The sequence below is a fragment of the Brevibacterium ammoniilyticum genome, from assembly GCF_038429965.1.
GTDB lineage: Bacteria > Actinomycetota > Actinomycetes > Actinomycetales > Brevibacteriaceae > Brevibacterium > Brevibacterium ammoniilyticum.
Map to the genome: position 1 here is coordinate 390275 of NZ_BAABNP010000001.1, position 23118 is coordinate 413392.

General features: G+C 68.4%; 21 protein-coding genes. 13 read left to right on the forward strand and 8 right to left on the reverse strand.

What is annotated here, in order from left to right; all coding sequences use genetic code 11:
* The first annotated feature begins 72 nt into the window (after positions 1 to 72).
* From typA to AAHA49_RS01835, 3 genes are all read left to right on the forward strand, one after another.
* On the forward strand, positions 73 to 1983 hold the full coding sequence (typA, locus tag AAHA49_RS01825) for a translational GTPase TypA (RefSeq protein ID WP_342036992.1): 1911 nt from the start codon (positions 73 to 75) through the stop codon (positions 1981 to 1983).
* Positions 1980 to 3314: a PIG-L family deacetylase gene (locus tag AAHA49_RS01830; RefSeq protein WP_342036993.1), complete on the forward strand. Its 1335-nt coding sequence runs from the start codon at positions 1980 to 1982 to the stop codon at positions 3312 to 3314. Before typA ends, AAHA49_RS01830 begins: the two co-directional genes overlap by 4 nt.
* Before the next feature lie 81 nt (positions 3315 to 3395).
* Positions 3396 to 5153: a VanW family protein gene (locus AAHA49_RS01835; protein WP_342036994.1), complete on the forward strand. Its 1758-nt coding sequence runs from the start codon at positions 3396 to 3398 to the stop codon at positions 5151 to 5153.
* A 61-nt stretch (positions 5154 to 5214) separates the two neighbouring features.
* Here AAHA49_RS01835 and AAHA49_RS01840 read toward each other — a convergent pair whose 3' ends face one another.
* Positions 5215 to 6285 carry a GNAT family N-acetyltransferase gene (locus AAHA49_RS01840; protein ID WP_342036995.1) on the reverse strand — a complete coding sequence of 357 codons (1071 nt, stop codon included), beginning with the start codon at positions 6283 to 6285 and terminating at the stop codon, positions 5215 to 5217.
* 190 nt (positions 6286 to 6475) lie between these two features.
* On the opposite strand from AAHA49_RS01840, the gene fdxA reads away from it, so the two are divergent.
* The 3 genes from fdxA (at position 6476) to AAHA49_RS01855 (ending at position 9368) form a co-directional block, all read left to right on the forward strand.
* Positions 6476 to 6796, forward strand: coding sequence for a ferredoxin (fdxA, locus tag AAHA49_RS01845; RefSeq protein ID WP_339391925.1), 321 nt, complete (start codon positions 6476 to 6478; stop codon positions 6794 to 6796).
* A 4-nt stretch (positions 6797 to 6800) separates the two neighbouring features.
* Positions 6801 to 7913, forward strand: a complete 1113-nt coding sequence (gene dapC / locus AAHA49_RS01850; protein ID WP_342036996.1) for a succinyldiaminopimelate transaminase — start codon at positions 6801 to 6803, stop codon at positions 7911 to 7913.
* 171 nt (positions 7914 to 8084) lie between these two features.
* Positions 8085 to 9368, forward strand: coding sequence for a citrate synthase (locus tag AAHA49_RS01855; protein ID WP_342036997.1), 1284 nt, complete (start codon positions 8085 to 8087; stop codon positions 9366 to 9368).
* Positions 9369 to 10632: 1264 nt separating this feature from the next.
* Here AAHA49_RS01855 and dapD read toward each other — a convergent pair.
* Positions 10633 to 11577, reverse strand: coding sequence for a 2,3,4,5-tetrahydropyridine-2,6-dicarboxylate N-succinyltransferase (gene dapD, locus AAHA49_RS01860; protein WP_342036998.1), 945 nt, complete (start codon positions 11575 to 11577; stop codon positions 10633 to 10635).
* Between the two features lie 43 nt (positions 11578 to 11620).
* Here dapD and dapE point away from each other — a divergent pair, with 43 nt between their 5' ends.
* The 6 genes from dapE (at position 11621) to AAHA49_RS01890 (ending at position 16444) form a co-directional block, all read left to right on the forward strand.
* Entirely contained in the window at positions 11621 to 12787 is a 1167-nt protein-coding gene (gene dapE, locus AAHA49_RS01865) for a succinyl-diaminopimelate desuccinylase (protein WP_342036999.1), read from the forward strand.
* Positions 12788 to 12855: 68 nt separating this feature from the next.
* Positions 12856 to 13725, forward strand: a complete 870-nt coding sequence (locus AAHA49_RS01870; RefSeq protein WP_342037000.1) for an LOG family protein — start codon at positions 12856 to 12858, stop codon at positions 13723 to 13725.
* A gap of 13 nt (positions 13726 to 13738) precedes the next feature.
* Entirely contained in the window at positions 13739 to 14620 is an 882-nt protein-coding gene (folP, locus tag AAHA49_RS01875) for a dihydropteroate synthase (RefSeq protein WP_342037001.1), read from the forward strand.
* 30 nt (positions 14621 to 14650) lie between these two features.
* Positions 14651 to 14914, forward strand: a complete 264-nt coding sequence (locus tag AAHA49_RS01880) for a DivIVA domain-containing protein (RefSeq protein ID WP_342037002.1) — start codon at positions 14651 to 14653, stop codon at positions 14912 to 14914.
* A 3-nt stretch (positions 14915 to 14917) separates the two neighbouring features.
* Entirely contained in the window at positions 14918 to 16153 is a 1236-nt protein-coding gene (locus AAHA49_RS01885) for a hypothetical protein (protein WP_342037003.1), read from the forward strand.
* A gap of 120 nt (positions 16154 to 16273) precedes the next feature.
* Positions 16274 to 16444 carry a DUF3117 domain-containing protein gene (locus AAHA49_RS01890; RefSeq protein WP_009375197.1) on the forward strand — a complete coding sequence of 57 codons (171 nt, stop codon included), beginning with the start codon at positions 16274 to 16276 and terminating at the stop codon, positions 16442 to 16444.
* An 82-nt stretch (positions 16445 to 16526) separates the two neighbouring features.
* On the opposite strand, the gene AAHA49_RS01895 is transcribed toward AAHA49_RS01890, so the two are convergent.
* Together AAHA49_RS01895 and AAHA49_RS01900 are read right to left on the reverse strand one after the other, a co-directional pair.
* Positions 16527 to 17165 (reverse strand): O-methyltransferase, encoded by a 639-nt coding sequence (locus AAHA49_RS01895; RefSeq protein WP_342037004.1) that lies wholly within the window; start codon positions 17163 to 17165, stop codon positions 16527 to 16529.
* A gap of 30 nt (positions 17166 to 17195) precedes the next feature.
* On the reverse strand, positions 17196 to 17534 hold the full coding sequence (locus AAHA49_RS01900) for an MGMT family protein (RefSeq protein ID WP_342037005.1): 339 nt from the start codon (positions 17532 to 17534) through the stop codon (positions 17196 to 17198).
* A 70-nt stretch (positions 17535 to 17604) separates the two neighbouring features.
* On the opposite strand from AAHA49_RS01900, the gene AAHA49_RS01905 reads away from it, so the two are divergent.
* Positions 17605 to 18132: a twin-arginine translocase TatA/TatE family subunit gene (locus AAHA49_RS01905; protein ID WP_425286491.1), complete on the forward strand. Its 528-nt coding sequence runs from the start codon at positions 17605 to 17607 to the stop codon at positions 18130 to 18132.
* A 199-nt stretch (positions 18133 to 18331) separates the two neighbouring features.
* Here the strand turns inward: AAHA49_RS01905 and AAHA49_RS01910 are convergent, their stop codons facing one another.
* The 4 genes from AAHA49_RS01910 to AAHA49_RS01925 all read right to left on the reverse strand — a co-directional run bounded on the left by AAHA49_RS01910 (position 18332) and on the right by AAHA49_RS01925 (position 23066).
* Positions 18332 to 19825 (reverse strand): polysaccharide deacetylase family protein, encoded by a 1494-nt coding sequence (locus AAHA49_RS01910; protein ID WP_342037007.1) that lies wholly within the window; start codon positions 19823 to 19825, stop codon positions 18332 to 18334.
* A 268-nt stretch (positions 19826 to 20093) separates the two neighbouring features.
* Complete coding sequence (locus AAHA49_RS01915) at positions 20094 to 21263, reverse strand: Mrp/NBP35 family ATP-binding protein (RefSeq protein WP_342037008.1); 1170 nt, start codon at positions 21261 to 21263, stop codon at positions 20094 to 20096.
* 4 nt (positions 21264 to 21267) lie between these two features.
* Positions 21268 to 21789, reverse strand: coding sequence for a DUF1003 domain-containing protein (locus AAHA49_RS01920; protein WP_342037009.1), 522 nt, complete (start codon positions 21787 to 21789; stop codon positions 21268 to 21270).
* A 2-nt stretch (positions 21790 to 21791) separates the two neighbouring features.
* Complete coding sequence (locus AAHA49_RS01925) at positions 21792 to 23066, reverse strand: magnesium transporter MgtE N-terminal domain-containing protein (RefSeq protein ID WP_339391909.1); 1275 nt, start codon at positions 23064 to 23066, stop codon at positions 21792 to 21794.
* Positions 23067 to 23118 lie beyond the last annotated feature (52 nt).

Below are 23118 nucleotides of genomic sequence, written 5' to 3' on the forward strand. Positions count from 1 at the left end.
TGGGGCTTCGGTGCGTATAATCGTCTGTTGGGTCCGGTCCGGACCACCCTCCCTACCTCATGAAGGCTACCCATGACAGAAGCTCCCATGCGCCGTGACAACCGCCGCAACGTGGCCATCGTTGCGCACGTCGACCACGGCAAGACCACCCTGGTCGACGCCATGCTCCGGCAGACCGGTGTGTTCAACGAGCACGGTGACTTCGCCGATCGCGTGATGGACTCCGGCGACCTCGAGCGGGAGAAGGGGATCACGATCCTCGCGAAGAACACCTCGGTGCTCTACAACGGACCCTCCGCCGGCGACGAACCCATCGTCATCAACGTCATCGACACCCCGGGCCACGCCGACTTCGGCGGCGAGGTCGAACGCGGACTGTCCATGGTCGACGGCGTCGTCCTCCTCGTCGACGCCTCCGAGGGACCGCTGCCGCAGACGCGCTTCGTCCTCCGCAAGGCACTCGCCGCGAAGCTGCCCGTCATCCTCGTCATCAACAAGACCGACCGGGCGGATGCGCGCATCGACGGCGTCGTCGAGGACTCCCAGGACCTGCTCCTCGGCCTCGCCTCCGACCTCGCCGATGAGGTGCCCGACCTCGACGTCGACTCCGTCCTCGATGTGCCCGTCGTCTTCGCCGCCGCGAAGGTCGGCGCGGCCTCGCTCGACCAGCCCGCCGACGGGCAGGCACCGGACAACCCGGACCTCGAGCCGCTGTTCAAGACGATCATCGAGACCATTCCGGCCCCGGAGATCAACGCCGACGGCATCCTCCAGGCGCATGTGACGAACCTCGACGCCTCGCCGTTCCTCGGCCGCCTCGCCCTCCTGCGCATCTTCGGCGGCACGCTGAAGAAGGGCCAGCAGGTCGCATGGGCCCGCGGCGATTCGATCAGCTCGGTCAAGATCACCGAGCTCCTCGAGACGCAGGGCCTCGACCGGGTGCCCGCCACGGAGGCCTCGGCCGGTGACATCGTCGCCGTCGCCGGCATCCCCGACATCATGATCGGCGACACCCTCACCGACATCGACAACCCGAAGCCGATGCCGGCCATCGTCATCGACGATCCCGCGATCTCGATGACCATCGGCATCAACACCTCGCCGCTGGCCGGCCGCGAGAAGGGCACGAAGGTCACGGCCCGCATGGTCAAGGACCGTCTCGACCAGGAGCTGGTCGGCAACGTCTCGCTCAAGGTCCTGCCGACCGAACGTCCCGACGCGTGGGAGGTCCAGGGCCGCGGTGAGCTCGCCCTGGCCATCCTCGTCGAGCAGATGCGCCGTGAGGGCTTCGAGCTCACCGTCGGCAAGCCGCAGGTCGTCACGAAGCAGGTCGAAGGCCAGGTCCACGAGCCCTTCGAGGACCTGACGATCGACGTTCCGGAGGACTACCTCGGCGCCGTCACGCAGCTCATGGCCAGCCGCAAGGGCGTCATGTCGACGATGACGAACCACGGCACCGGCTGGGTGCGCATGGAGTTCACCGTCCCCGCCCGCGGTCTCATCGGCTTCCGCACCCGGTTCCTCACCGAGACCCGCGGCACGGGCATCGCGAACTCGATCTCCGCCGGCTACGGTCCGTGGGCCGGCTACATTGAGTTCCGGACCAACGGTTCGCTCGTCGCCGACCGCGCCGGTGCCGTCACCCCGTACGCGATGATCAACCTCCAGGAACGCGGGTCGTTCTTCGTCGAACCCACCTCGGAGGTCTACGAGGGCCAGATCGTCGGCGAGAACTCCCGCGCCGACGACATGGACGTCAACATCACGAAGGAGAAGAAGCTGACGAACATGCGTTCAGCCTCGGCGGACTCCTTCGAGAACCTCGTGCCCCCGCGCAAACTCACCCTTGAGGAGAGCCTCGAGTTCGCCCGTGAGGACGAATGCGTCGAGGTCACCCCCGGTGCCGTGCGCATCCGCAAGGTCGAGCTCGACCAGAAGGAACGTGCGAAGATCTACGCGAAGCTGCGCCGCCAGAACGCATGATCACGCCGCGCATCCTCTTCGTCCACGCTCATCCCGACGATGAGACGATCGCCACAGGAGGCACTATCGCAGCCCTGGTCGCCGACGGCGACCAGGTCACTGTGCTGACCGCCACCCGTGGTGAGGGCGGAGAGGTCATCCCGTCCGAGATGAAGGCCCTCGAAGGAGACCGGGCGGGACTCGCCCAGGTCCGGGAGGCCGAGATCGAGGCGGCCATGCGTGCCTTGGGCGTCACCGATCACCGGTTCCTCGGCACCCGCCGAGGTGGGGCGGCGACCCTGCCCGAACGTCGGTTCGAGGACTCCGGGATGGCCTGGGGTCCCGACGGGCATGCCGTGCCCGCCCCGTCGATGCCTGCGGCCGCGCTGTGCGCCGCCGAGGTGTCCGAGGTCGCCGACTACATCGCCGCCGTCATCGACGAGGTGCGTCCGCACGCCGTCATCACGTACTCCGCGAACGGCGGCTACGGCCACCCCGATCATGTCCGCGTCCATGACGCGACCGTCGCAGCCGTCGAGGCCGCGCGCTGGCGGACCGGGCGGCTGCTCTTCGTCGAGGTGCCCGCCGAGGTGGCTCGCGATTCCTTCGATCCCCGCCGGCCCGGTTTCGCAGAGACCGGTTTCACGGCCGCACAGACGATTCCGACGAAGGCCCCGGTCGGTGAGATCGTCGTCGCCCAGAACGTCGCAGGCGTCCGTGAGGCGCGCCGAGCGGCGCTGGCCGCCCACCGCACGCAGGTGAGCGTGAGCGGGGACTTCATGGCCCTGTCGAACGGCATCGGCACGCGGCCCGCCGACCACGAGTACTATTCCCTCGGCTCCGGCACCCCGATTCCCGCCGAGACGCTGACTGCGGGCCTGGCCCCGCATGTGCTGGCCGGCCTCGACATCGAAGCGATCGAGGACGCCAACGCGGGATCCCTGCGGCGTCGTCGCGAACCGAAGAAGCCCGGCGTCTTCGCCTTCCTCCACGCCGGAGTCCTCGGACTCCTCATCGGTGTCCTCGGGGGATTCCAGCACCTCAACGTCACGGTTCTGCGCCTCGGCGAGACCCCTGTCATCGTGCCCTGGGGTCTTGCACTGAGCCTCGTGCTCGCTCTCGTCGGGTTCTGGCACCTCAAGACGCTCTACCGCTCGACCGGTCCGATGCTCGTCGCGGCGATCATCGTCGCGGTCGTGTCGTACATCCTCGGTCAGCCGAAATGGCTGCCCGGCGCCGACGTCGTCGTCACCGGCACCCTGCGCTCCGTCGTCTGGCTGCTCGGGCCGATGGTCATCGCCGCAGTCCTCGCCTTCGTGCCCGTGCGGGCGCGCGAGCGCGCACCCGCCTAGGACGACACCTGTCCGCACTCATCGTGCTGGAGAAGACTTCCCGTATAAGACTCAGACCCCCTCGATAGACTTGGAAGAATGATGCCCACCCAGACCCTCGCAGGCGGCGCGCCTGACCCCTCGGCCGGTCGCCCGGCCGACACCTCGGCAGGCAAGCGTCGGCGACCCTGGCTCATCGCCCTCTTCGTCCTGCTCGGGCTTGCGCTCGTCTACCTCGCGCTCGGCTTCTTCAGCGGTCGGATCGTCGCTCCCGGCACGACCGTGGCCGGTGTCGACATCGGGTCGAAGAGCGCCGCGGACGCGGAGACGACCCTGCAGGACGCGCTCGGGGACAAGGCGAAGCAGGACATCGAACTCGAAGCCGCAGACGCCACGGCGACGCTCAATCCGGAGAAGTCGGGGCTGCGCCTCGACGTCGAGGGCACCGTCGCCCGCGTCACCGGGTTCACGCTCAACCCCGTCATCCTCTACGACCGGCTCTTCGGCGACAGCACCGTCGACCCCGTGCTCGCCGTCGACGACGCCGCCTTCGACAAGAGCGCCGAGGCGGCCGCGAAGGGACTGCAGGTCGAGCCGGTCAACGCCGAACTCACGTATGACAAGACGACCCCGCAGGTCAAGGACGGTACGACCGGGCAGACTGTGAGCGTGGAGAACATCCGCTCGGCCGTCGCCGCACAGTGGCTGGTCAAGGACAACCCGCTGCCCGTCGTCGTCGAGGAGGTCGAGCCGGACATCACGACCGCCGAGGCGAAGGACGTCGCCGAGGGCTTCGCCGCCGATGCCGTCAAGGGAGACGTCACGGTCAAAGCCGTGCCCGGCAAGGACGCCGACTCCGCCGTCAAAGGCGGAGACCTGACGATCTCGCCGAAGACCATCGCGAAGACCCTGAGCTTCGAGGCCAAGGACTCGGCACTCGTGCCGACGTTCGACGCGAAGGAGCTGCAGAAGCGCGCGCTCGCGGAGAACAAGGAGATCGGCCGACCCGCGAAGGACGCGACATTCACCATCAAGGACGGCAAGCCGGAGGTCGTCGCCTCGGAGCCGGGCATCGGCATCAAGGCCGACGACCTCTCGACGGCCGTGACCGATGCGATCAACGGGGACACGGCGAAGGCCGAGGTGACACTCGCCTCCGTCGACCCCGAATTCACCACCGAGGATGCGAAGAAGGTCGACGTCTCCCAGACCGTCTCGGAGTTCTCCACCCCGTACTCGTCGTCACCCAACCGCGACAACAACCTGCGGGTGGCCTCGAAGAAGGTCTCAGGCACCGTGCTCCAGCCCGGTGAGCAGTTCTCCCTCAACAAGACGCTCGGGCCCCGGACCGCCGGCAACGGCTACAAGCCCGCCGGCGTGATCTCCGAAGGTCAGATGAAGGAGGACTTCGGCGGCGGTGTCTCCCAGGTCTCGACCACCCTGTTCAACGCGGCGTTCTTCGCCGGCTTCGACCTCGACGAGCATCGTGCGCACTCGCGCTACATCTCCCGCTACCCGGAGGGCCGGGAGACGACGCTCGACTACACCTCGATCGACCTGAAGTTCACGAACAACCAGAAGACCCCGGTCGTCCTCGACATGTACCTCTCGGGCGGGAAGGTCTACGCGAAGGTCTACGGCGTGAAGTACTACGACGTCAAGGCCAGTGCCTCGGGTCGGTACGCGTTCACCTCGCCGGCCACGGTGACCGAATCCGGTCCCTCGTGCAGCGCACAGTCGCCCCGTGAGGGCTGGTCGATCAAGATCACCCGCACGATGAAGGAGATCGCCACGGGCCGCGAGACGAAGGACTCCTTCGTCACGACCTACCGCCCGGTCAACAAGGTCGAGTGCAAGTAGGCTCTGCTTGATCCCGGCGGGCGCCCGGTAGGCCTGAGGCGAGCCGGGCGGCTCGCGCCGCTCAGCCCTGCCGGGCGTACCAGCTGCGGTGGCGCACGCCCGCCCCGAGCGCGGTGAAGAGCCCGAGCGAGGCCGCGTTGTCCGCTTCGATGTCGACGAGGTAGGAGCGGACTCCGCGCTGGGCGAGCAGCGCCGCGGCAGCGCGCACGACGGAGCGTCCCGCGCCGCGCCGCCGCAGGTCGGGGCGGGTGACGAGGTTGGTGAGCACACCCCATTTGCTGCGTTCGACGACGCGGCACGTCGCGACCATGGTCCGGCTCCCATCGGGGTGGGTCGCCCACGCGGTGACGAACTGGCACGGGGAGTCGGCTTCGACGAGCTCCCGGAACGACTCGGGTGAGCCGAGCTCGCGTTCACTCGACCACGCCGCGTAGTGGAGCTCACTCGGCGCTTCCGTGACGTCGATGCTCAGGCCGGGGGCGGCCGCCTCGGCGGGGGAGTGCGCACCGGCAGCCGCCTCGGCGGTGGCACCGGTGAGGAGGAGCACCGTGTTCGACGGGGTGTACCCGCGCTCTGCCAGCAGGGGACCGAGCCCCTCGCACTCGGGGGCCAGCGTCGTGGAGTCGTCGGCAGAGAAGATCTGGACGATCGAGGGCCGCTGCCGGGCTGAGTACCAGGCTTCGACGGCATCGAGCGTCTCGGCCCAGCCGAGGCCGGAGGCGGTCACGGGAAGGGCGCTGCCGGCGCGCCTGGTCGCGGATTCGGAGCTGCGCAGCAGCCAGCCCTTCTGCAGGAGCCCGACCTCGGCGGAGTCGTCGGATTCGTTGCGCAGGTTCTCGGCGTGGAGCCAGGAGACGTCACTGGGCAGCCATGCGGCCGCGGAGATGCGGCGCAGATCGACGGCGGAGACGATCTCATGGGTGCGGCCCGTCCGCGTCGGTGCGGGCGGGACCTCGTGGACCAAGAGGATGCGGTCGCGGGCGATGCGCACGGGTCCGCGCTTCGTGCCGATGACCACGGATGACTCGTCGGCGCTCTCGACGACGCCGAGGGCGTCGGAGGTCGAATGGTCGTCGCCGGGGGCCAGCGCGTAGCGCACGACCACCCGTCTGCCTGGTGCGAGCTCGTCCACTGTGCCCCTTCCGCGGCTCGGCCATCTCTTCCCAGACCACCCTAGGCCAGGTGCCGCCTCCCAGGCGTGAGGCGTGACGGAGGCCACGACAATGCAATGAGGATCACGTCACCCCGGGCGAGACTGGGGACACGTTCAAGGCGTATGGTTGAGGTCAGAGATCAGCGCAGCCTCCCGAGGAGCACAACCCGTGACGTACATCATCGCCCAGCCCTGCGTCGACGTGAAGGACAAGGCCTGCATCGACGAATGTCCGGTCGACTGCATCTACGAAGGCGAACGCAGCCTCTACATCCACCCCGACGAGTGCGTCGACTGCGGTGCCTGCGAACCGGTCTGCCCGGTCGAGGCGATCTACTACGAGGACGACGTTCCCGAGGAATGGTCGGAGTACTACAAGGCCAACGTCGAGTTCTTCGACGACATCGGCTCGCCCGGCGGTGCTGCGAAGCTCGGCAACACCGGCAAGGACCACCCGATCATCTCCGTCCTGCCGCCGCAGAACGGCTGAGCCGGTGGCGGCCGACCTCGGACTCCACCTGCCCGACTACCCGTGGGACAAGCTCGCCGAGTTCCGCGCCCGTGCCGCCGAGCACCCGGGCGGGGTCTGCGACCTCTCGATCGGCACTCCCGTCGATCCCACCCCGCAGGTCATCCAGGACGCCCTGGCCGCCGCCGGTGACGCCCACGGCTATCCGACGACGGCGGGCACCGATGAGCTCCGTGCCGCGATCGCCGGCTGGTACCGGACCTGGCATGCGGTGAGCGTCGACCCGTCCGCCGAGGTGCTGCCCACCATCGGGTCGAAGGAGTTCGTGGCCTGGCTGCCGACCCTGCTCGGTCTTCGGCAGGCCGGTCTGTCCGTCGCCTGCCCCCATGCGGCCTACCCGACGTATGAGATGGGCGCGACGATCGCCGGGGTCGAGTGCGTGCGCCTCGACGCCGAGGAGATCGTCGCCGGCGCCTCGCTCGAGGGCATCGGTCTGCTCTGGCTCAACACCCCCGGCAATCCGACCGGTGCGGTCCTCGATGCCGACACCCTCGCCGAGGTGGTCCGCCTCGCCCGGGCAGCCGGAGTCGTCGTCGCCTCCGACGAATGCTACGGACTGCTCAACTGGGTCTCCGACGACGCGGCACCGAGCATCCTCTCCGTCACCGAGGGCGATCATTCGGGTGTGCTCAGCGTCTACTCGATGTCGAAGCAGTCGAACCTCGCCGGCTATCGGGCCGCGTTCGTCGCCGGCGATGCCGCGCTCATCGACGACCTCACCCGCACGCGCAAGCACGCCGGCATGATCGTGCCCGCCCCGATCCAGGCGGCGATGATCGCGGGGCTCAACGACACCGCGCACGTGCTCGAGCAGAAGGAGCGCTACCGGCTGCGCCGGAACCGTCTGCGCCCGGCGCTCGAGAGCTGCGGATTCCGCATCGACCATTCGGATGCGGGACTCTACCTCTGGGCGACCGCGGGCGTCGACTGCTGGGAATCGATCGGCGCTCTCGCCGATCTCGGCATCATCGCCGGACCCGGAGCCTTCTACGGGGAGGCGGCCGCGCGGCATGTCCGCGTCGCGCTCACGGCGACCGATGAGCGGATCGCAACGGCAGCCGACCGACTGCTCGCCTGAGTCGCGGATTCCGTCGTCACGGCGGGCCGCCTCGGCGCGCAAACCTTGTTACTGACCGGTACGATCAGGGCGCAGTGATTTTTCGATTCCCCCACCAGTGGGTAGTCTTTGAGGGAACTGTGCAAGACGCCTCAAGAAGTTCTTGAGGTGGGTCGACGGTGAGGAGAACACATGCCGAACGAAGCGAATCTCAGGATCGCCGATACGGAGCTGGCACTGCCGGAAGTGCCGGCGACTGAGGGCAACGACGGATATCGCATCGGCTCCCTGCTCAAGGAGACCGGAGCCGTGACCTACGATCCGGGATTCGCCAACACCGCGTCCACCTCGTCGGCCATCACCTACATCGACGGTGACGCCGGGGTGCTGCAGTATCGGGGATACCCGATCGAGCAGCTGGCAGAGAAGTCGAACTTCGTCGAAGTCTGCTACCTCCTCATCCACGGTGAGCTGCCCACTCAGGAGCAGTACGATGCCTTCGATGCGCGTCTGCGCAAGCACACGATCGTCCACGAGGATCTGCGTCGGTTCTTCCGTGCGTTCCCCTACGATGCGCACCCGATGCCCATGGTGGCAGCTGCGGTCGCGGCTTTGTCGACTTTCTACCAAGATGACCTCGATGTCTTTGACGAGAATCAGATCGAGACCTCGTCGTTCCGACTGCTTGCGAAGATGCCGACGATCGCGGCGCTTGCGCACCGGAAGAACATGGGACTGCCCGTCATCCACCCGGACAACTCGCTCAGCCTCGTGGAGAACTTCCTCCGCGTGAACTTCGGCGTGCCGTCCGAGCCCTACGAGCCGGACCCGCTGGCGGTCAAGGCCATGGATCAGCTCTTCATCCTCCACGCCGACCATGAGCAGAACTGCTCGACGGCGACCGTGCGCCTCGTCGGATCCTCGCAGGCGAACCTCTTCCAGTCGATCTCCGCCGGCGTCAACGCCCTCGCCGGACCGCTGCACGGCGGAGCGAACTCGGCCGTCCTCGAGATGCTCCAGACGATCTCGGCGTCCGACGACGGGCCGAAGAAGTTCATGGAGCGGGTGAAGAACAAGGAAGAGGGCGTGCGCCTCATGGGCTTCGGCCACCGGGTGTACAAGAACTACGATCCGCGCGCGAAGATCATCAAGAAGACCGCCGATGAGGTCCTCGCCCGCTCCGGCGGCGACCCGCTGCTCGAACTCGCCGTCCAGCTCGAGGAGATCGCGCTGGCCGACGACTACTTCGTCGAGCGCAAGCTCTACCCGAACGTCGACTTCTACACGGGTCTCATCTACAAGGCCCTCGGATTCCCGACGAACATGTTCACGGTCCTCTTCTCCGTCGGCCGCCTCCCGGGCTGGATCGCCCAGTGGCGCGAGATGATCAAGGACCCCGAGACGAAGATCGGCCGCCCGCGCCAGGTCTACACCGGCGCTGTCACCCGCAACTACGAGGACATCAGCGAGCGCTGAGTCGCGCGTCGTCCTCTCTCAGCAACCCTCCGGTCGCTCAGCCACCCCGCGCCAGGTTGCCCAGCGTCCGGAAGGTAGCTCGAATCCGGTGCGCACGCTGCTCATCGACAACGCTGACTCGTTCANCCGTGCAAGGGTAGGACGAGCCGCTGCGAGTGTGATGACGGGGATGGCCTCGCCGAGGCGGTCGCCCGCGGAGCGCGCTCGGCACCCTCGCTGAGGCGGTCGCCCGCAGCCCGGTCGGCACCCTCACCGACGCGGTCGCCTGCAGCCCGGTCGGCACTCTCACCACCCTTGGCAGCACACACCACCCTTAGCCGCACAACCTCGGCGACGCTCGCCTCAACGCACCCTCAGCCGCATCTCCTACCCGTGGAAGGGTAGGAAGAGCCGCTACGGGTGTGATGACGGAGATGGCCTCGCCGAGGCGGTCGCTCGGAGCGCGCTCGTCCTCGTCTCGAGCGGGCCCGAGATGACGCAGATGTCGTGCGAACAGCCGATCCCAGTCGCAGAGGATGTTTCTCTTGGGCTCACGGCGCGAGGAGCTAACTATCATTTCAGTGGCGTGTATGTCCAACAAGTATTAACCGGCCTCATGGGAAGAAAGTTGTGAGGGGACTGCTGAAGGTTGAGTTGACTCCGGAGTTCATTCCGCCGGCGTGACGACGCTCTGGGGTCACGCGCCACCCTTAGCGGCACAACCTCGGTGACGCTCGCCTCAACGCACCCTCAGCCGCATCTCCTACCCGTGGAAGGGTAGGAAGAGCCGCGGGAGGTGTGATGACGGGGATGGCCTCGCCGAGGCGGTCGCCCGCAGCGAGCTCGGCACCCTCGCCGAGGTGGTCGCCCGTCGCGCGGTCGACACTCTCACCACCCTTAACCGCACACACCACCCGTAGCCGCACAACCTCGGTGACGCTCGCCTCAACGCCCCTTCAGCCGCATCTCCTACCCGTGGAAGGGTAGGAAGAGCCACTGCGGGTGTGATGACGGGGATGGTCTCGCCGAGGCGGTCGCCCGGGGTGCGCTCGAAACCTTCGGTGGGCGGTCGGCGTGTACCCGCACAGCGCGGTCGGAGCCGTTGCGGGCATGTGCACATCGTTCCGGCAACGCGAAGGGCGCATTCGCCGGTGGCGCCACCGGCGAATGCGCCCTTCGGGTTGCAGAGGGTGCTCGAGCCGCTTCGGCCGACCCGGCTCAACCGCAGCCGCAGCCGCGACCCCTCAGCCGAGTCGACTCGGCCGCGACCCCCTTAACGCGACCCTCAGTGCAGGTCGGGATTGAGCTCGATGCCCTTGGCCGAGCGGGCGAGGGCCTCGACGGCTCCCGTGACCGAATTGCGGCGGAAGAGGATGTTGTTCGCGCCGCTGAGCTCGGAGGCCTTGACGACCCGCTCGTCCTCGCCGAGCACGGTGACCCGGGTGCCCGCGGTGAGGTAGAGACCCGCCTCGACGATGCAGTCATCGCCGATCGAGATGCCCACACCTGAGTTCGCGCCGAGCAGGCTGCCCGAGCCGATCGAGATCCGGTGCGTGCCGCCGCCGGAGAGGGTGCCCATGATCGAGGCCCCGCCGCCGACGTCCGAGCCGTCGCCGACGACGACGCCCTGCGAGATCCGTCCCTCGACCATCGCCGAACCGAGGGTGCCGGCGTTGAAGTTGACGAAGCCCTCGTGCATGACCGTGGTGCCGGCGGCCAGGTGCGCGCCGAGGCGGACCCGGTCGGCATCGCCGATGCGCACGCCCGACGGGATGACGAAGTCGGTCATCCGCGGGAACTTGTCGAGGCCGAAGACCGCGACGGGTCCGCGGGCGAGCAGCTTCGCGCGGGTGGACTCGAAGTTCTCGGGCGAGCACGCGCCCGCCGAGGTCCACACGACGTTGGCGATGTGGCCGAAGATGCCGTCGAGGTTGACGTCGTTGGGGACGACGAGCCGGTGGGAGAGCGCATGGAGGCGGAGGTAGACATCGGCCGCCGAGGCGGGGGCCTCGTCGAGGTCGATCGTCGTCGTCACCACGGTCGTCGTCGTCCCGCGGGCGGGGTCGGAGCCGGTGAGCGCATCGAGTCCGTCGTCGGCGGCCAGAGCGGTCGCGGTCGCCTCGGCGTCAGCGGGGTCGTCTCCCATGCTCAGGGTCGGGTACCAGACGGAGAGGACGGTCTTCTCATGCAGCGTGGCGAGTCCACGCGCGGAAACGATGCGTTGTGTCATGCCTGCAAGCCTAGTCGGTGACCGCGGTACTAGGCTAAGCCGTATGACTGCCCATCCACCTGCTGAGACCGCTGCGGTCTTCACCCCCGACGACGACCTCGGCGCGTACCTGCTCGCCGCGATCGACGATCCCGCCGAGCTCACCGGTCGCCTCTGCGCGATCGAATCCGTCTCCGGCAACGAGGGGTCGATCGCTGACGCCGTCGTCACCGTCCTCGAGGCGATCAGCGCCGGTGAGGGACCCGAGCTCGAGATCCTCCGCGACGGGGACACGATCGTCGCGCGCACCCAGCTCGGTCGCGAGGAGCGCATCGTCATCGCCGGCCACCTCGACACCGTCCCCGTCGAAGGCAACCTGCCGCCGCGCCGGATGGTGCTCGACACCGGTGAGGCCGCCGGCGACGAGGTCGTCTGGGGTCGGGGCGCGTGCGATATGAAGGCGGGCGTGGCGATGGCGCTCACGGCCGCCTCGGCGCTGCGCGATCCCGTCCGCGATGTCAGCTGGGTCTTCTACGACCATGAGGAGGTCGACGCCGCACTCAACGGGCTCGGCCGGGTCTCCCGCAACCACCCCGACTGGCTTGCCGGTGACTTCGCGATCCTCGGGGAGCCCTCGAACGCCAGCGTCGAAGGCGGCTGCAACGGCACGATCCGCGTCGACGTGACGACCACGGGAACCCGCGCGCATTCGGCGCGCGCGTTCATGGGTGTCAATGCGATCCATGCCGCCGCCGAGGTGCTCACCCGCCTCTCGGACCATGTCGCCGAGACCGTCACCGTCGACGGCCTCGACTACCGGGAGTCGCTCTCGGCCGTGGGCATCAGTGGGGGAGTCGCCGGCAACGTCGTCCCCGACGAATGCCGCATCTCCGTCAACTACCGCTTCGCCCCGTCGAAGTCGGCCGCCGAGGCCGAAGGCTTCCTCCGCGAGCTCTTCACCGGCTACGACGTCGTCGTCACCGACTCCGCCGAAGGGGCCCGGCCGGGCCTCGACCGTCCCATCGCGCAGGACTTCCTCACCGCTCTCGGCGCCGAACCCGCGGCGAAGCTCGGGTGGACCGACGTCTCCCGATTCAGCGCCCTCGGCGTGCCGGCGGTGAATTTCGGCCCGGGCAACCCGCTGTACGCCCACAAGTCAGACGAACATGTCAGGGTCCGGGAAGTGGAATCGGCGACCCGGGCGCTGCTGAGCTACCTCGAGAAGGGGTGAGGGCGATGCCAGGCGAACGCACCGAGGCGACTGAACGCACGGAAGCGACTGAGCGAATCGAGGCGACCGTGAGCACCGAGGAGAGTGAGATCGACGTGGCCGCAGACCAGAGCACCCCGGACCGGAGCTCGACAGCCCCGCGTCCGGCCGCGCAGGCCGCTGCGGACCAGAGTGAGGACGCGCAGTTCTACAGCAAGGGCCCGCTGCGTCTGCGCGGCTCCCAGGTGCCGGCGACGACGACGGACCAGAACCTGCTCGAGTCCCGGGGTTCGTCGAACTGGGTGCACGAGGACCCGTGGCGGGTCATGCGCATCCAAGCGGAGTTCGTCGAGGGCTTCGGGTCCCTGGCCGAAGTGGGACCGGCGGTGTCGATCTTCGGCTCGGCCCGCCTCGGCGCCGGCACTCAGGCATTTGCGGATGCCAGGGAGATCGCCCGGAGGCTTGCGGAGAACGGCAACGCGATCATCACCGGCGGGGGACCGGGCATCATGGAAGCCGGCAACCTCGGCGCCACCGAGGCCGGAGGCGTCTCGATCGGACTCGGCATCGAACTGCCCTTCGAATCGGGGCTCAACGACCATGTCGAACTCGGCGTGAACTTCCGCTACTTCTTCGTCCGCAAGACGATGTTCCTCAAGTACTCGCGCGGCTTCGTCGTCATGCCCGGCGGCTTCGGCACCCTCGATGAGCTCTTCGAAGCCTTCACGATGGTCCAGACCGGCAAGGTCACCTCGTTCCCCATCGTCCTCTTCGGCACCGACTACTGGCAGGGCCTCGTCGACTGGATGGCGACCACCCTCATCGGGGCCGGCACGATCAGCCCCGGCGACCTCGACCTCTTCACCCTCACCGACGACATCGACGAGGTCGTCGCCACGATCGGGCCCGCAGGCTCCGTCGCCCAGGCTCCCGCAGGCGGCCAGGGACCCGAACAGTGACAGGGACCGCGCAGTGACCGACGGCGTCACTCCGTTCTCGCTCACCGAGGCGCGGGCGGGCTCGCCGGCGATCATGGCCGTGGTCAACCGCTCGACCGATTCGTTCTACGAATCCGCGGCGACCTGCGATGCGGCCCTGCGCGCCGTCGATGCCGCCGCCGAGGCGGGCGCCCGGATCGTCGACATCGGCGGAGTCCGTGCGGGGCGGGGCCGGGAGATCCCGGTGGCCGAGGAGATCGACCGCGTCGTGCCCGTCGTCGAAGCCGTCGCCCGCAGCCGACCCGAGCTTCTCATCAGCGTCGACACGTGGCGACACGAGGTCGCCGAGGCGGTGTGCGCGGCCGGTGCGGGCCTGCTCAACGACACGTGGGCAGGGGCGGATCCGCTCGTCGCGGAGGTCGCCGCGCGCTTCGACGTCGGCCTCGTCTGCTCGCACACCGGGGGACTGTCCCCGCGCACCGACGCCCACCGCAGCCGCTACGGACTCGTCAGCTCCGACGTCGTCGACGAGACGCTTGCCGGGGTCCTTGAGCTCGCCGAGGCGGCCCGGACGGCCGGTGTCGACCCCGGCCGCATCGTCATCGACCCCACCCCGGACTTCGGCAAGAACACGTACCACTCCCTGCGGCTGCTGCGCGACCTCGAACGCTTCCGCGACACGGGCTTCCCCGTCCTCCTCGCGATCTCCCGGAAGGACTTCGTCGGCGAGGCGATCGGCGAGGTGGGTCCCGCCGAACGGCTGCACGGGACGATCGCGGCGACCGCCCTGGCGGTGGCCAAGGGAGCGGCGATCATCCGCGCCCACGACGTCCGTGCGACCGCCGATGCTCTCGCGGTCACCCTCGCGATCACCGGGGAGGGGCCCGCCCGGCACACGGTCCGCGGCCTCCGCTGAGTCCCCAGACTCGTGTGACAGGATGGTCCCATGCCACTGTGGATAGTCCTCGGAGTCGCTGCGGCGATCTTCGTTCTCATCGTCGTCCTCGCTGCGTCCTTCGAACTCTTCTCCTCCGATGCCGCCGAGGAGACCGACACCGTCGCAGCGCCCCTGCCCGAGGGCTTCACGCTCGCCGACGTCGACTCGCTGAGCTTCCGTCCTGCCCTGCGCGGGTACCGCATGGATGAGGTCGACCACGCGATCGAGCGCCTGCGGGAGCGGATCAGCGAACTCGAAGCCGCCCAGCCGTAAGCGATGAGCAGAGTCCCAGACCTCCCCGGCATCACCGTCCTCCCCGAACTCTTCAACACCTCCCGCCTCCACCGCTTGGGCGTGCTCTTCCTCACCCTGCCGATGTGGGTGCAGGCACTCGCCGTCTACCTCGCCTCCCGGATCGTGAGCATCGCGATCTTCGCCGCAGTGCTGCGCCGGCAGGAGGTCGCCGTGTGGTCGTCGTCGCCCGTGGAGACGACGCTCGGGGACTTCCTCAACTTCTGGGACTCCGCGTGGTACGCCCGGGTCGCGAAGGAGGGCTATCCCACGGTGCTGCCCGTCGACGAGGCGGGTCGGGTCGCGGAGAACCAGTGGGCGTTCTATCCGCTGCATCCGGCGATCACCGGGGAGATCGCGCGCCTGACGGGGACGAGCTACGAGGTCGTCTCACCGCTCGTGTCCACCGTGGCCGCGGGTCTGGCCGCGATCGTCATCCTCGCCCTCTTCCGCAAGTTCGTGTCCCCGGGCCAGGCGGTGACGGCGCTGACCTTCGTCATGGTCTTCCCGCCGGCCGCCGTGTTCTCCACCGGCTACGCCGAATCGCTCACCCTGCTCCTCCAGGCGCTGGCCCTCTACCTCATCGTCGAGCGCCGCTACCTCACGGCGCTGCCCGTCGTCATCCTCATGGACCTCTCCCGGCCCATAGGGGTGGCGTTCTCGTTCTTCATGCTCTTCGTCCTCATCGACCGCTTCCTCCGCCGTCGCACGGATCCGTACCCGCCCGCCGAGGTGGTCCGGTCGTGGACGCTCGGCGTCCTCTCGTGCGCTGCCGCCCTGATCCATCCCGTCCATGCGTGGCTGACGACGGGGTCGATGACGGCCTACACCGACACCGAGGCGGCCTGGCACACGGGGAAGTCGACCTACGTGGTCCAGTGGCTGGCCCAGGCCAACAGCCTCGTCGGGCCCTTCGGACCGCTGCTGCTCATCGGCGTCGTCGCCGGCATGCTCGCCCTCATCTTCTCTCCGGCCGGCGCCAGGATGGGCCGGACGCTGCAGCTCTTCTGCCTCGCCTACGGCGTCTACCTGCTCATCTTCTTCACCCCGCAGACCTCGACGCTGCGGCTGCTCCTGCCGCTGTTCCCGCTCGCGCTCACCCTCTCCGTCATCCGCTCCCGGGGGTACCGGGTCGCAGTGATCACGGCGTTCGTCCTCCTCCAGATCGTCTGGGTCGGCTACCTGTGGCACTTCACCCCGCCGGCGGACCTCCCGCCGTGACGGGGGCGTTTTTGACGCCGGTGTCCCCGCTGACCACAGGTTCGTGGAATAATCGGATGAGTACAGTCGGTGCGTCCTGGATGAACCGGCCCTGTTCAATCGATGGAAGGAAGCGCCCACATGGCAGCTCAGAAACCCCGCACCGGCGACGGACCTCTGGAAGTGACCAAGGAAGGCCGAGGCATGGTGATGCGGCTTCCTGTCGAGGGTGGCGGGCGACTCGTGATCGAACTCAGCGCCGATGAGGCGACGGCTCTCCACGATACTCTGGCGGAGACCCTGGGCATCTGAGCACGACTCGGACAGACGGCAGCAGAGACGAAGTCTCTGCTGCTTCGTCATTCACGGACCGACCATGAGTTGAACGCGGTGGTCAGCTCCAGGTCTTCTGCAGGGTGAGCAGGCCCTCGCCGATGGGCAGGAGGACGCGTTCGAGCCTCTCCTGCTCGCCGAGGCGACTGAGCAGGGACCGTGCCGCCTGCGTGCGCGCGGACCGGTCGACGGGGTCGGCGACGGCACCGGAGAGCAGCGTCTGATGGATGACGAGGAGACCGTGCGTGTCGAGCAGGCGCAGCGCCGGTTCGAACATCCTCTCCAGTCCCGTCGGGTCGATGTCGAGGACGACGAGGTCGTAGGCCCCCGGGGCGAGACGTCCGAGCACCTCTTCGCCGCGTCCGCTCATCAGCCGCAGGCGTCCCGGGCGGATGCCGGCTAGGTCGATGAGGTCACGGGCAGCGCCCTGGACGGTCGAATTCGTGTCGATCGAGGTGAGTATCCCGGCGTTCGGCATGCCCCGCAGCAGGGCGAGGGTCGCAGTGCCCGTGCCCGTGCCGACTTCGACGGCGGCGACGGGGCGGAGCAGGCGGGCCATGAGCGTGAGCGCGGACGAGGTGGTCTGGGAGACGGGAGTGAGCCCGTAGTCGTGGGAGAGGGTGCGGGCGGCGTCGAGGAGCGCATCGGGTCCGTTGTACTGCTCCGAGAATGTGACATCTCCGGCGTGCTCGCGTGACAAACGCCCCTCGCTTTCCCTGCTGCTTCCGCTTCAGTCTAACCGCTCATCGGGGTCTGTTCCGTGCGCGGACCACAGCGCGTCGAGTGCCTCAGGGGTGAGGAACGCCGAGGTGAGCGCCTTGTCCCTGCTGTGTGCGGTGCCTTCGTCGGCCCACTTCTCCCGGGCGCGCCCCAACAGCTCCGCAGGCAGTCGGCCGGCGGCGTTGACGACCCTCCACCATGTCACATTCGACCCGAACTCCTTCATCACCCGGCCGACGTAGCGCGGAGTGCAGTCGGCGACGATGCCGACGGTGCCGTAGCTGACGACCCGGCCGGCGGGGACGAGTTCGACGATGCGCAGCACCCGTTCGACGACGATGTCGTCCATTCCTCTCCTTCCGTCGGTTAGTGTCCACTGAGAGTCCGCCTGGAGATGAGCCTACTGCGCAGACGTTAGAATGGAGACCATGTTCATGGGCATCAATGGGACCGAGATGGTCATCCTCGTGATCGTCGCACTCGTGGTGATCGGGCCCAAACGCCTCCCCGAATACGCGCAGAAGCTGCGGGATCTCGTCCGTCAGCTCCGCCGCATGGCCGAAGGCGCGAAGGACAACGTCAAACGCGATTTCGGCGACGACTTCAAGGACGTCGACTGGCAGAAGCTCGATCCCCGCCAGTACGATCCGCGTCGCATCGTGCGCGAAGCGCTCGTCGAAGAGGATTCGGCGATCCGCGAAGCCAAGCGCCGTGAGCAGGATTCGGCGTCGGGATCGACGACCGAGAACACGTCGGCGGGATCGAATCCCGCATCGACCGACACCGGCTCGTCGGGCACAGCCTCGGCGGGTGCCGCAACGGCGGGTGCCGCAACGGCGGGTGCGGGTGCCGGAGCGGTACAGCGCTCTCCGATCGAACGCTTCCAGGCCCAGCACGCCAAGCGCGACCGGTCCGCCCCGGCCCCGTTCGACCCCGACGCGACCTGATCTCAGGCGCAGCGAAGTCCCGACAACCCTGCGGTGCTTGACGCTCGGCCTGCGCCTTGATCTCAGATGCAGCGAATGCCGGACCAGCCCACGCGACTGGAAGCCCGACCCCGACGCGACCTGATCTTCAGCACCAGCTACGCAACAGCCCCGAGGCGACATTTCGGTCACCTCGGGGCTGTCGTGTGTCTCAGTGCGGTCAGTTCCGGCGCACGTCCGGGTGCTCGGGGTTCGAGCACAGCGTGTTCGAGTAGCCGCGGCAGAAGTACTCGGCGCTCTTCTCGAGCTTCTGGGGTGCGAACAGGTCGGTGACCGTCACCGGGTAAAAGCCCTTGTCGAGCACGGTGCTGAAGACCTCGGGGGCGGCGTCGACGGTGGAGGGATGGATCGAGTGCATGAGGACGACGGATCCCGGCTTCGTCGCGGTCTGCACCGACTGGACGACCATCGAGGCGCTCTTCGACCGCCAGTCCTCGGTGTCGACGTCCCACATGATCGAGGGGTGGCCGAGCGCCTTCGCGGTGGCCTTCGTCAGCGCGCCGTAGGGCGGGCGGACCAGGGTCGACTTCCCGCCGCCGGCGGCTTCGATCTCCTTGTCAGTGTCCTCGATCTGCTTCTTCACGGCGTCCGGGGACTTCCTCGACAGCTGCGGGTGGTTGAACGAGTGGTTGCCGATCTCGTGTCCGGCCTCGGCCATGCGCTTGACGACCCCGGGGTTGTGCTTGACGTTCTTGCCGAGCAGGAAGTAGGTGAGCCGCACGTTCGCGGTCTTCGCCGCGCTGAGCAGACGGTCCTCGACGTCGGTCTCACCGGGCCCGTCGTCGTAGGTCAGGGCCACGCACGGCAGCAGCGCGCACGAGAAGTCCGGATCCCGGTCATCGGCGTCGGCAGGCAGGGTCAGGGGAGTGTGCAGCGCCTTGGCGACCTTCTTGCCGAGTGCGCTCAGACCGTCCGCCGGCACGGCCTTGCCGCCCGTCGACAGGGTGCCGGTGTCGTCGGCGGAGAGCGCGGCGGGATCGACGTCGCCGGTGAAGAGCTCGCCGGCATCGACGGTGGTGTCGCTCGCGAGGTCGGTGACGAACGCGCGGGTCGAGCCCGCGGACTTCGCCGTCGGAGACTGCGAGGGAGTCTGGGTCGCGCCCGATCCGGCGTTCTCCTTCTGGCTCACGGCGCTGACGAGGTAGGAACCGCCGGCGGCGATGATCCGGTTGCTGATGTCGACGTCACCGTCGGCACCGTCCGCGGTGGGGTCGGAGGTCGGTGTCGGGCTCGCCGAGGCGGTCTGCGGGGTCGCGAAGGCCGCCGCCTCCCAGCGCTGGGAGGGATCGGTGAGCACGGGATCGAAGGCCTTGCGTCCCGCGAAGGCACCGGCGGCCTCGAAGCTGTCGAGGACGACCTTCTCGGTCTCCGCACCCAGCGACGTCGCGCCCGGCAGGCCGAAGAGGTGGGCGTTGAGCCCCGGCGTGGAGGTCTCGTCGACGACGGCGTAGCTGCGCAGCGCCTTCGTCAGGGTTGCGAGGTTGTCCGCGGAGGTCTTGCGGTAGGCCTCCACGGTGGCCTCGTCGGTCGCGTCGTCGTCGCGGTTCTGCCCGGCGACCGTACAGCCGGAGAGGAGGATGAGGGCGGTCGACGCAGCGGTGAGAGCCGCGGCGCGCCTCAAGGACGAAAACGGCCGCAGGGGGGTGTGGGTCAAGGCGAGGTCCTAGCGGGAGACTGCAGGGGATGTGCTCTCCAGTCTAGGGGCCGCCGCGGACGCAGGATTCGTCGACCGCCTCGGCGAGGGGACCGAGGATCACCGACCTGACCAGGGATGACAGTCGAACTGTGGGGTGGTCGACTACAGACGTCAGGGGCATAGATCACACGATCGATGCCCGATCGTTGCGCGGATGACGAAACCGTTACGCGAAACGGAGCCGGCACCCAGTCTGGACACCCGCCCTCCGGGGGCAGAGACCGGCTCAGACCGGGCTGAGACCCAAGGACCGTCCGGACAGCCCGCGGGAGCGCTGCGCGAGCCGAGTCGCGAGTGTCTCCAGCGCCTGCGCGGCAGGGGAGTCGGGGGCGGAGAGGACGACGGGGGTGCCCGAATCCGAGCCCTCCCGCACCGCGGTGTCGAGGGGGATCTGGGTGAGGAGTTCGACCTCGGTGCCCGTCGTCTCCGTGAGGTTGGCGGCGACGACCTGGCCGCCGCCGGAGCCGAAGACCTCCACGCGGGTGCCGTCGGGCATCTCCATCCACGACATGTTCTCCACGACCCCGGCGATCGGCTGGTGGGTCTGGGTGGCGATCGCACCGGCCCGCTCCGCGACCTGCGCGGAGGCCTGCTGGGGGGTGGTGATGACGAGGAGTTCGGAGTCGGGCAGCAGCTGGGCCACGGAGATCGCGATGTCCCCGGTGCCCGGGGGCAGATCGAGGAGGAGGATGTCGAGGTCGCCCCAGAAGACGTCGGTGAGGAACTGCTGGAGGGCACGGTGGAGCATGGGACCGCGCCACACGACGGCCTGGTTGCCGGGCACGAACATGCCGATGCTCATCACCTTCACCCCGTGGGCGACCTGGGGGATGATCATCTCGTCGACCCGGGTGGGCTGGCCGCTGAGGCCGAACATCGTGGGGATCGAGAAGCCGTGGATGTCGGCGTCGACGAGCCCGACCCGCAGCCCTTGCTTCGCGAGCGCCGCAGCGAGATTCGCGGTGACCGAGGACTTCCCGACCCCGCCCTTGCCGGAGGCGATCGCGTAGACCTTCGTCAGCGAACCAGACTTGGCGAACGGGATCTCACGCACCCCTGTGCCCTGGAGCTTCTCCCGCATCGCCGTGCGTTGTTCAGGGGTCATCGTGCCGAGTTCGACGGTGACCTCGGTGACGCCTGCGACCTTCTTCAGCGCCGCCTCGGTGTCGCGGGTGATCGTGTCCTTGAGCGGGCAGCCGGCGATCGTGAGTAGCACGGTCACGGTGACCCGGCCGCCGTCGATGCTGATGTCGGAGACCATGTCGAGCTCGACGATGTTCCGCCGGATCTCGGGGTCGATGACCGTCCTCAGCGCCTCGGTCACGGTCTCGGTCGTCGGACCCGCGGTCGTCGGGTTCTGTGTCGTCGGATCCTCTGTCTTCGGAGTCTCTGTCATCGGGTCATCCCTTTCCCTTCTCGCGGGCCTTCGACCCTGCCGGCTCGTCCCGGTTCTCCTCCTCGAGCTCCTTGAGCAGGTCCTTGAGCTCGGAGCGGATGAAGTCACGCGTGGCGACCTCGCGCATCGCGATCCGCAGGGCCGCGACCTCACGGGCGAGATACTCGGTGTCGGCGAGATTGCGTTCGGCCCGCTGCCGGTCGTGTTCGAACTCGACCCGGTCGCGGTCGGCGCTGCGGTTCTCCGCCAACAGGATCAGCGGTGCTGCGTAGGAGGCCTGGAGGGAGAGGATGAGGGTGAGCAGGGTGAAGTTGAGCGATCGCGGATCGAACTGGACCGCCTCGGGCAGCAGGGTGTTCCACAGCAGCCACACGGCGCAGAAGACCGTCATCCCGACAAGGAACGCCGGGGTGCCCATGAAGCGGGCGAACGCCTCGGCGCCGCGGCCGAAGGTCTCCGGGGAGATCGCGAACCGGGGCAGCTTGCGTTTGGAGGAGCGGGGGACGTCGAAATCGTCGGTCGGCATGGTTACCCCCTTCTGTGGTCATCGCGACCGGTCGTGCGCCAGTCCTCGGGCAACAGTTCGTCGAGGACGTCGTCGACCGTGACGACGCCGATGAGCCGGTCGTTGTCGTCGGTGATCGGCACCGACACAAGATTGTACGCCGCGAGGAACTTCGTCACCTCGGCCAGCGACGTGTCCGGCGGCATGGGGTCGACCTCGGTGTCGAGCATGATGCCCACCGCCTCGTGAGGGGGATGGCGCAGCATCTCCTGGATGTGGACGAGGCCCAGGTACTTGCCCGTGGGCGTCTCGATGGGCTGACGGCAGATGAAGACGGCGGCGGCGAGCGCGGGCGGCAGATCCTCCCGGCGGACGTGGGCGAGCGCCTCGGCGACGGTCGTCTCCGGGGTGAGGATGACCGGTTCGGTCGTCATCAGACCGCCCGCGGTGTGCTCGTCGTAGGAGAGCAGGGTGCGCACGTCCTCGGCGTCGTCGGGTTCCATGAGCGTGAGGAACTGCTCGGCCTGTTCATCGGTGAGCTCGCCGAGGAGGTCGGCGGCGTCGTCGGGCTCCATCTCCTCGAGCACGGTGACCGCGCGTTCGGTGTCGAGGGCGGAGAGGAGTTCGACCTGCGTGTCATCGGGCAGCTCCTCGATGACGTCGGCGAGGCGTTCGTCGTCGAGCGCCCGAGCCACCTGGAGACGGCGTTCGGGGGTCATCTCGAAGAGGACGTCGGCGAGGTCGGCGGGCTTCGTGTCCTGGTAGGCCGCGATGAGCTGCGTGGCCTCCTGGTCCTGTGCGGAGTCGGCCGGGTGGTCGGCGTCGGACCACGAGATCTGCATCGTCTCCCCGCGACGCCGGAAGGCGGAGAACGCGGTGCGCTCCTGGACGCGGCGGACGAATAGGCGGGTGACCTCCCAGTCGCGGTTGACCTGCTGTTCGATCCCGACGTCCTCGATCTGGACGGGGGAGTCGTCCTCGCGCAGCCGCAGTCGGCGGTCGAGGAGGTCGTTGACGACGAGCGTCTCCGAGCGCCGCTGTTCGAAGCGGCGCATGTTGACCAGGCCGGTCGTGATGACCTGACCGGCGTCGATCGAGGTCACCCTGCCCATCGGGACGAACACGCGGCGGCGTCCGGGGACTTCGACGACGAGTCCGATGACGCGCGGGAACTGGCGCATCGTCGTGCGGTAGACGATGACGACGTCGCGGACACGGCCCACCTGGTCCCCGAGCGGGTCGAAGACCGGGGCGGAGATGAGGCGGGCGACGAAGACGCGTTTCGAGGAGCCACTCATGGTCCCAAGCCTACTTCGTGACCCGGTGGGCTTCAGCGTCGTCCGCGTCACG

What these genes read in the sequence shown, in the direction of transcription:
- typA (WP_342036992.1), top strand. Translation starts at nt 73, where the DNA reads ATGACAGAAGCTCCCATGCGCCGTGACAACCGCCGCAACGTGGCCATC.
- AAHA49_RS01830 (WP_342036993.1), top strand. Translation starts at nt 1,980, where the DNA reads ATGATCACGCCGCGCATCCTCTTCGTCCACGCTCATCCCGACGATGAG.
- AAHA49_RS01835 (WP_342036994.1), top strand. Translation starts at nt 3,396, where the DNA reads ATGCCCACCCAGACCCTCGCAGGCGGCGCGCCTGACCCCTCGGCCGGT.
- AAHA49_RS01855 (WP_342036997.1), top strand. Translation starts at nt 8,085, where the DNA reads ATGCCGAACGAAGCGAATCTCAGGATCGCCGATACGGAGCTGGCACTG.
- dapD (WP_342036998.1), bottom strand. Translation starts at nt 11,577, where the DNA reads ATGACACAACGCATCGTTTCCGCGCGTGGACTCGCCACGCTGCATGAG.
- dapE (WP_342036999.1), top strand. Translation starts at nt 11,621, where the DNA reads ATGACTGCCCATCCACCTGCTGAGACCGCTGCGGTCTTCACCCCCGAC.
- AAHA49_RS01880 (WP_342037002.1), top strand. Translation starts at nt 14,651, where the DNA reads ATGCCACTGTGGATAGTCCTCGGAGTCGCTGCGGCGATCTTCGTTCTC.
- AAHA49_RS01885 (WP_342037003.1), top strand. Translation starts at nt 14,918, where the DNA reads ATGAGCAGAGTCCCAGACCTCCCCGGCATCACCGTCCTCCCCGAACTC.
- AAHA49_RS01890 (WP_009375197.1), top strand. Translation starts at nt 16,274, where the DNA reads ATGGCAGCTCAGAAACCCCGCACCGGCGACGGACCTCTGGAAGTGACC.
- AAHA49_RS01900 (WP_342037005.1), bottom strand. Translation starts at nt 17,534, where the DNA reads ATGGACGACATCGTCGTCGAACGGGTGCTGCGCATCGTCGAACTCGTC.
- AAHA49_RS01905 (WP_425286491.1), top strand. Translation starts at nt 17,605, where the DNA reads ATGGAGACCATGTTCATGGGCATCAATGGGACCGAGATGGTCATCCTC.
- AAHA49_RS01915 (WP_342037008.1), bottom strand. Translation starts at nt 21,263, where the DNA reads ATGACAGAGACTCCGAAGACAGAGGATCCGACGACACAGAACCCGACG.
- AAHA49_RS01920 (WP_342037009.1), bottom strand. Translation starts at nt 21,789, where the DNA reads ATGCCGACCGACGATTTCGACGTCCCCCGCTCCTCCAAACGCAAGCTG.
- AAHA49_RS01925 (WP_339391909.1), bottom strand. Translation starts at nt 23,066, where the DNA reads ATGAGTGGCTCCTCGAAACGCGTCTTCGTCGCCCGCCTCATCTCCGCC.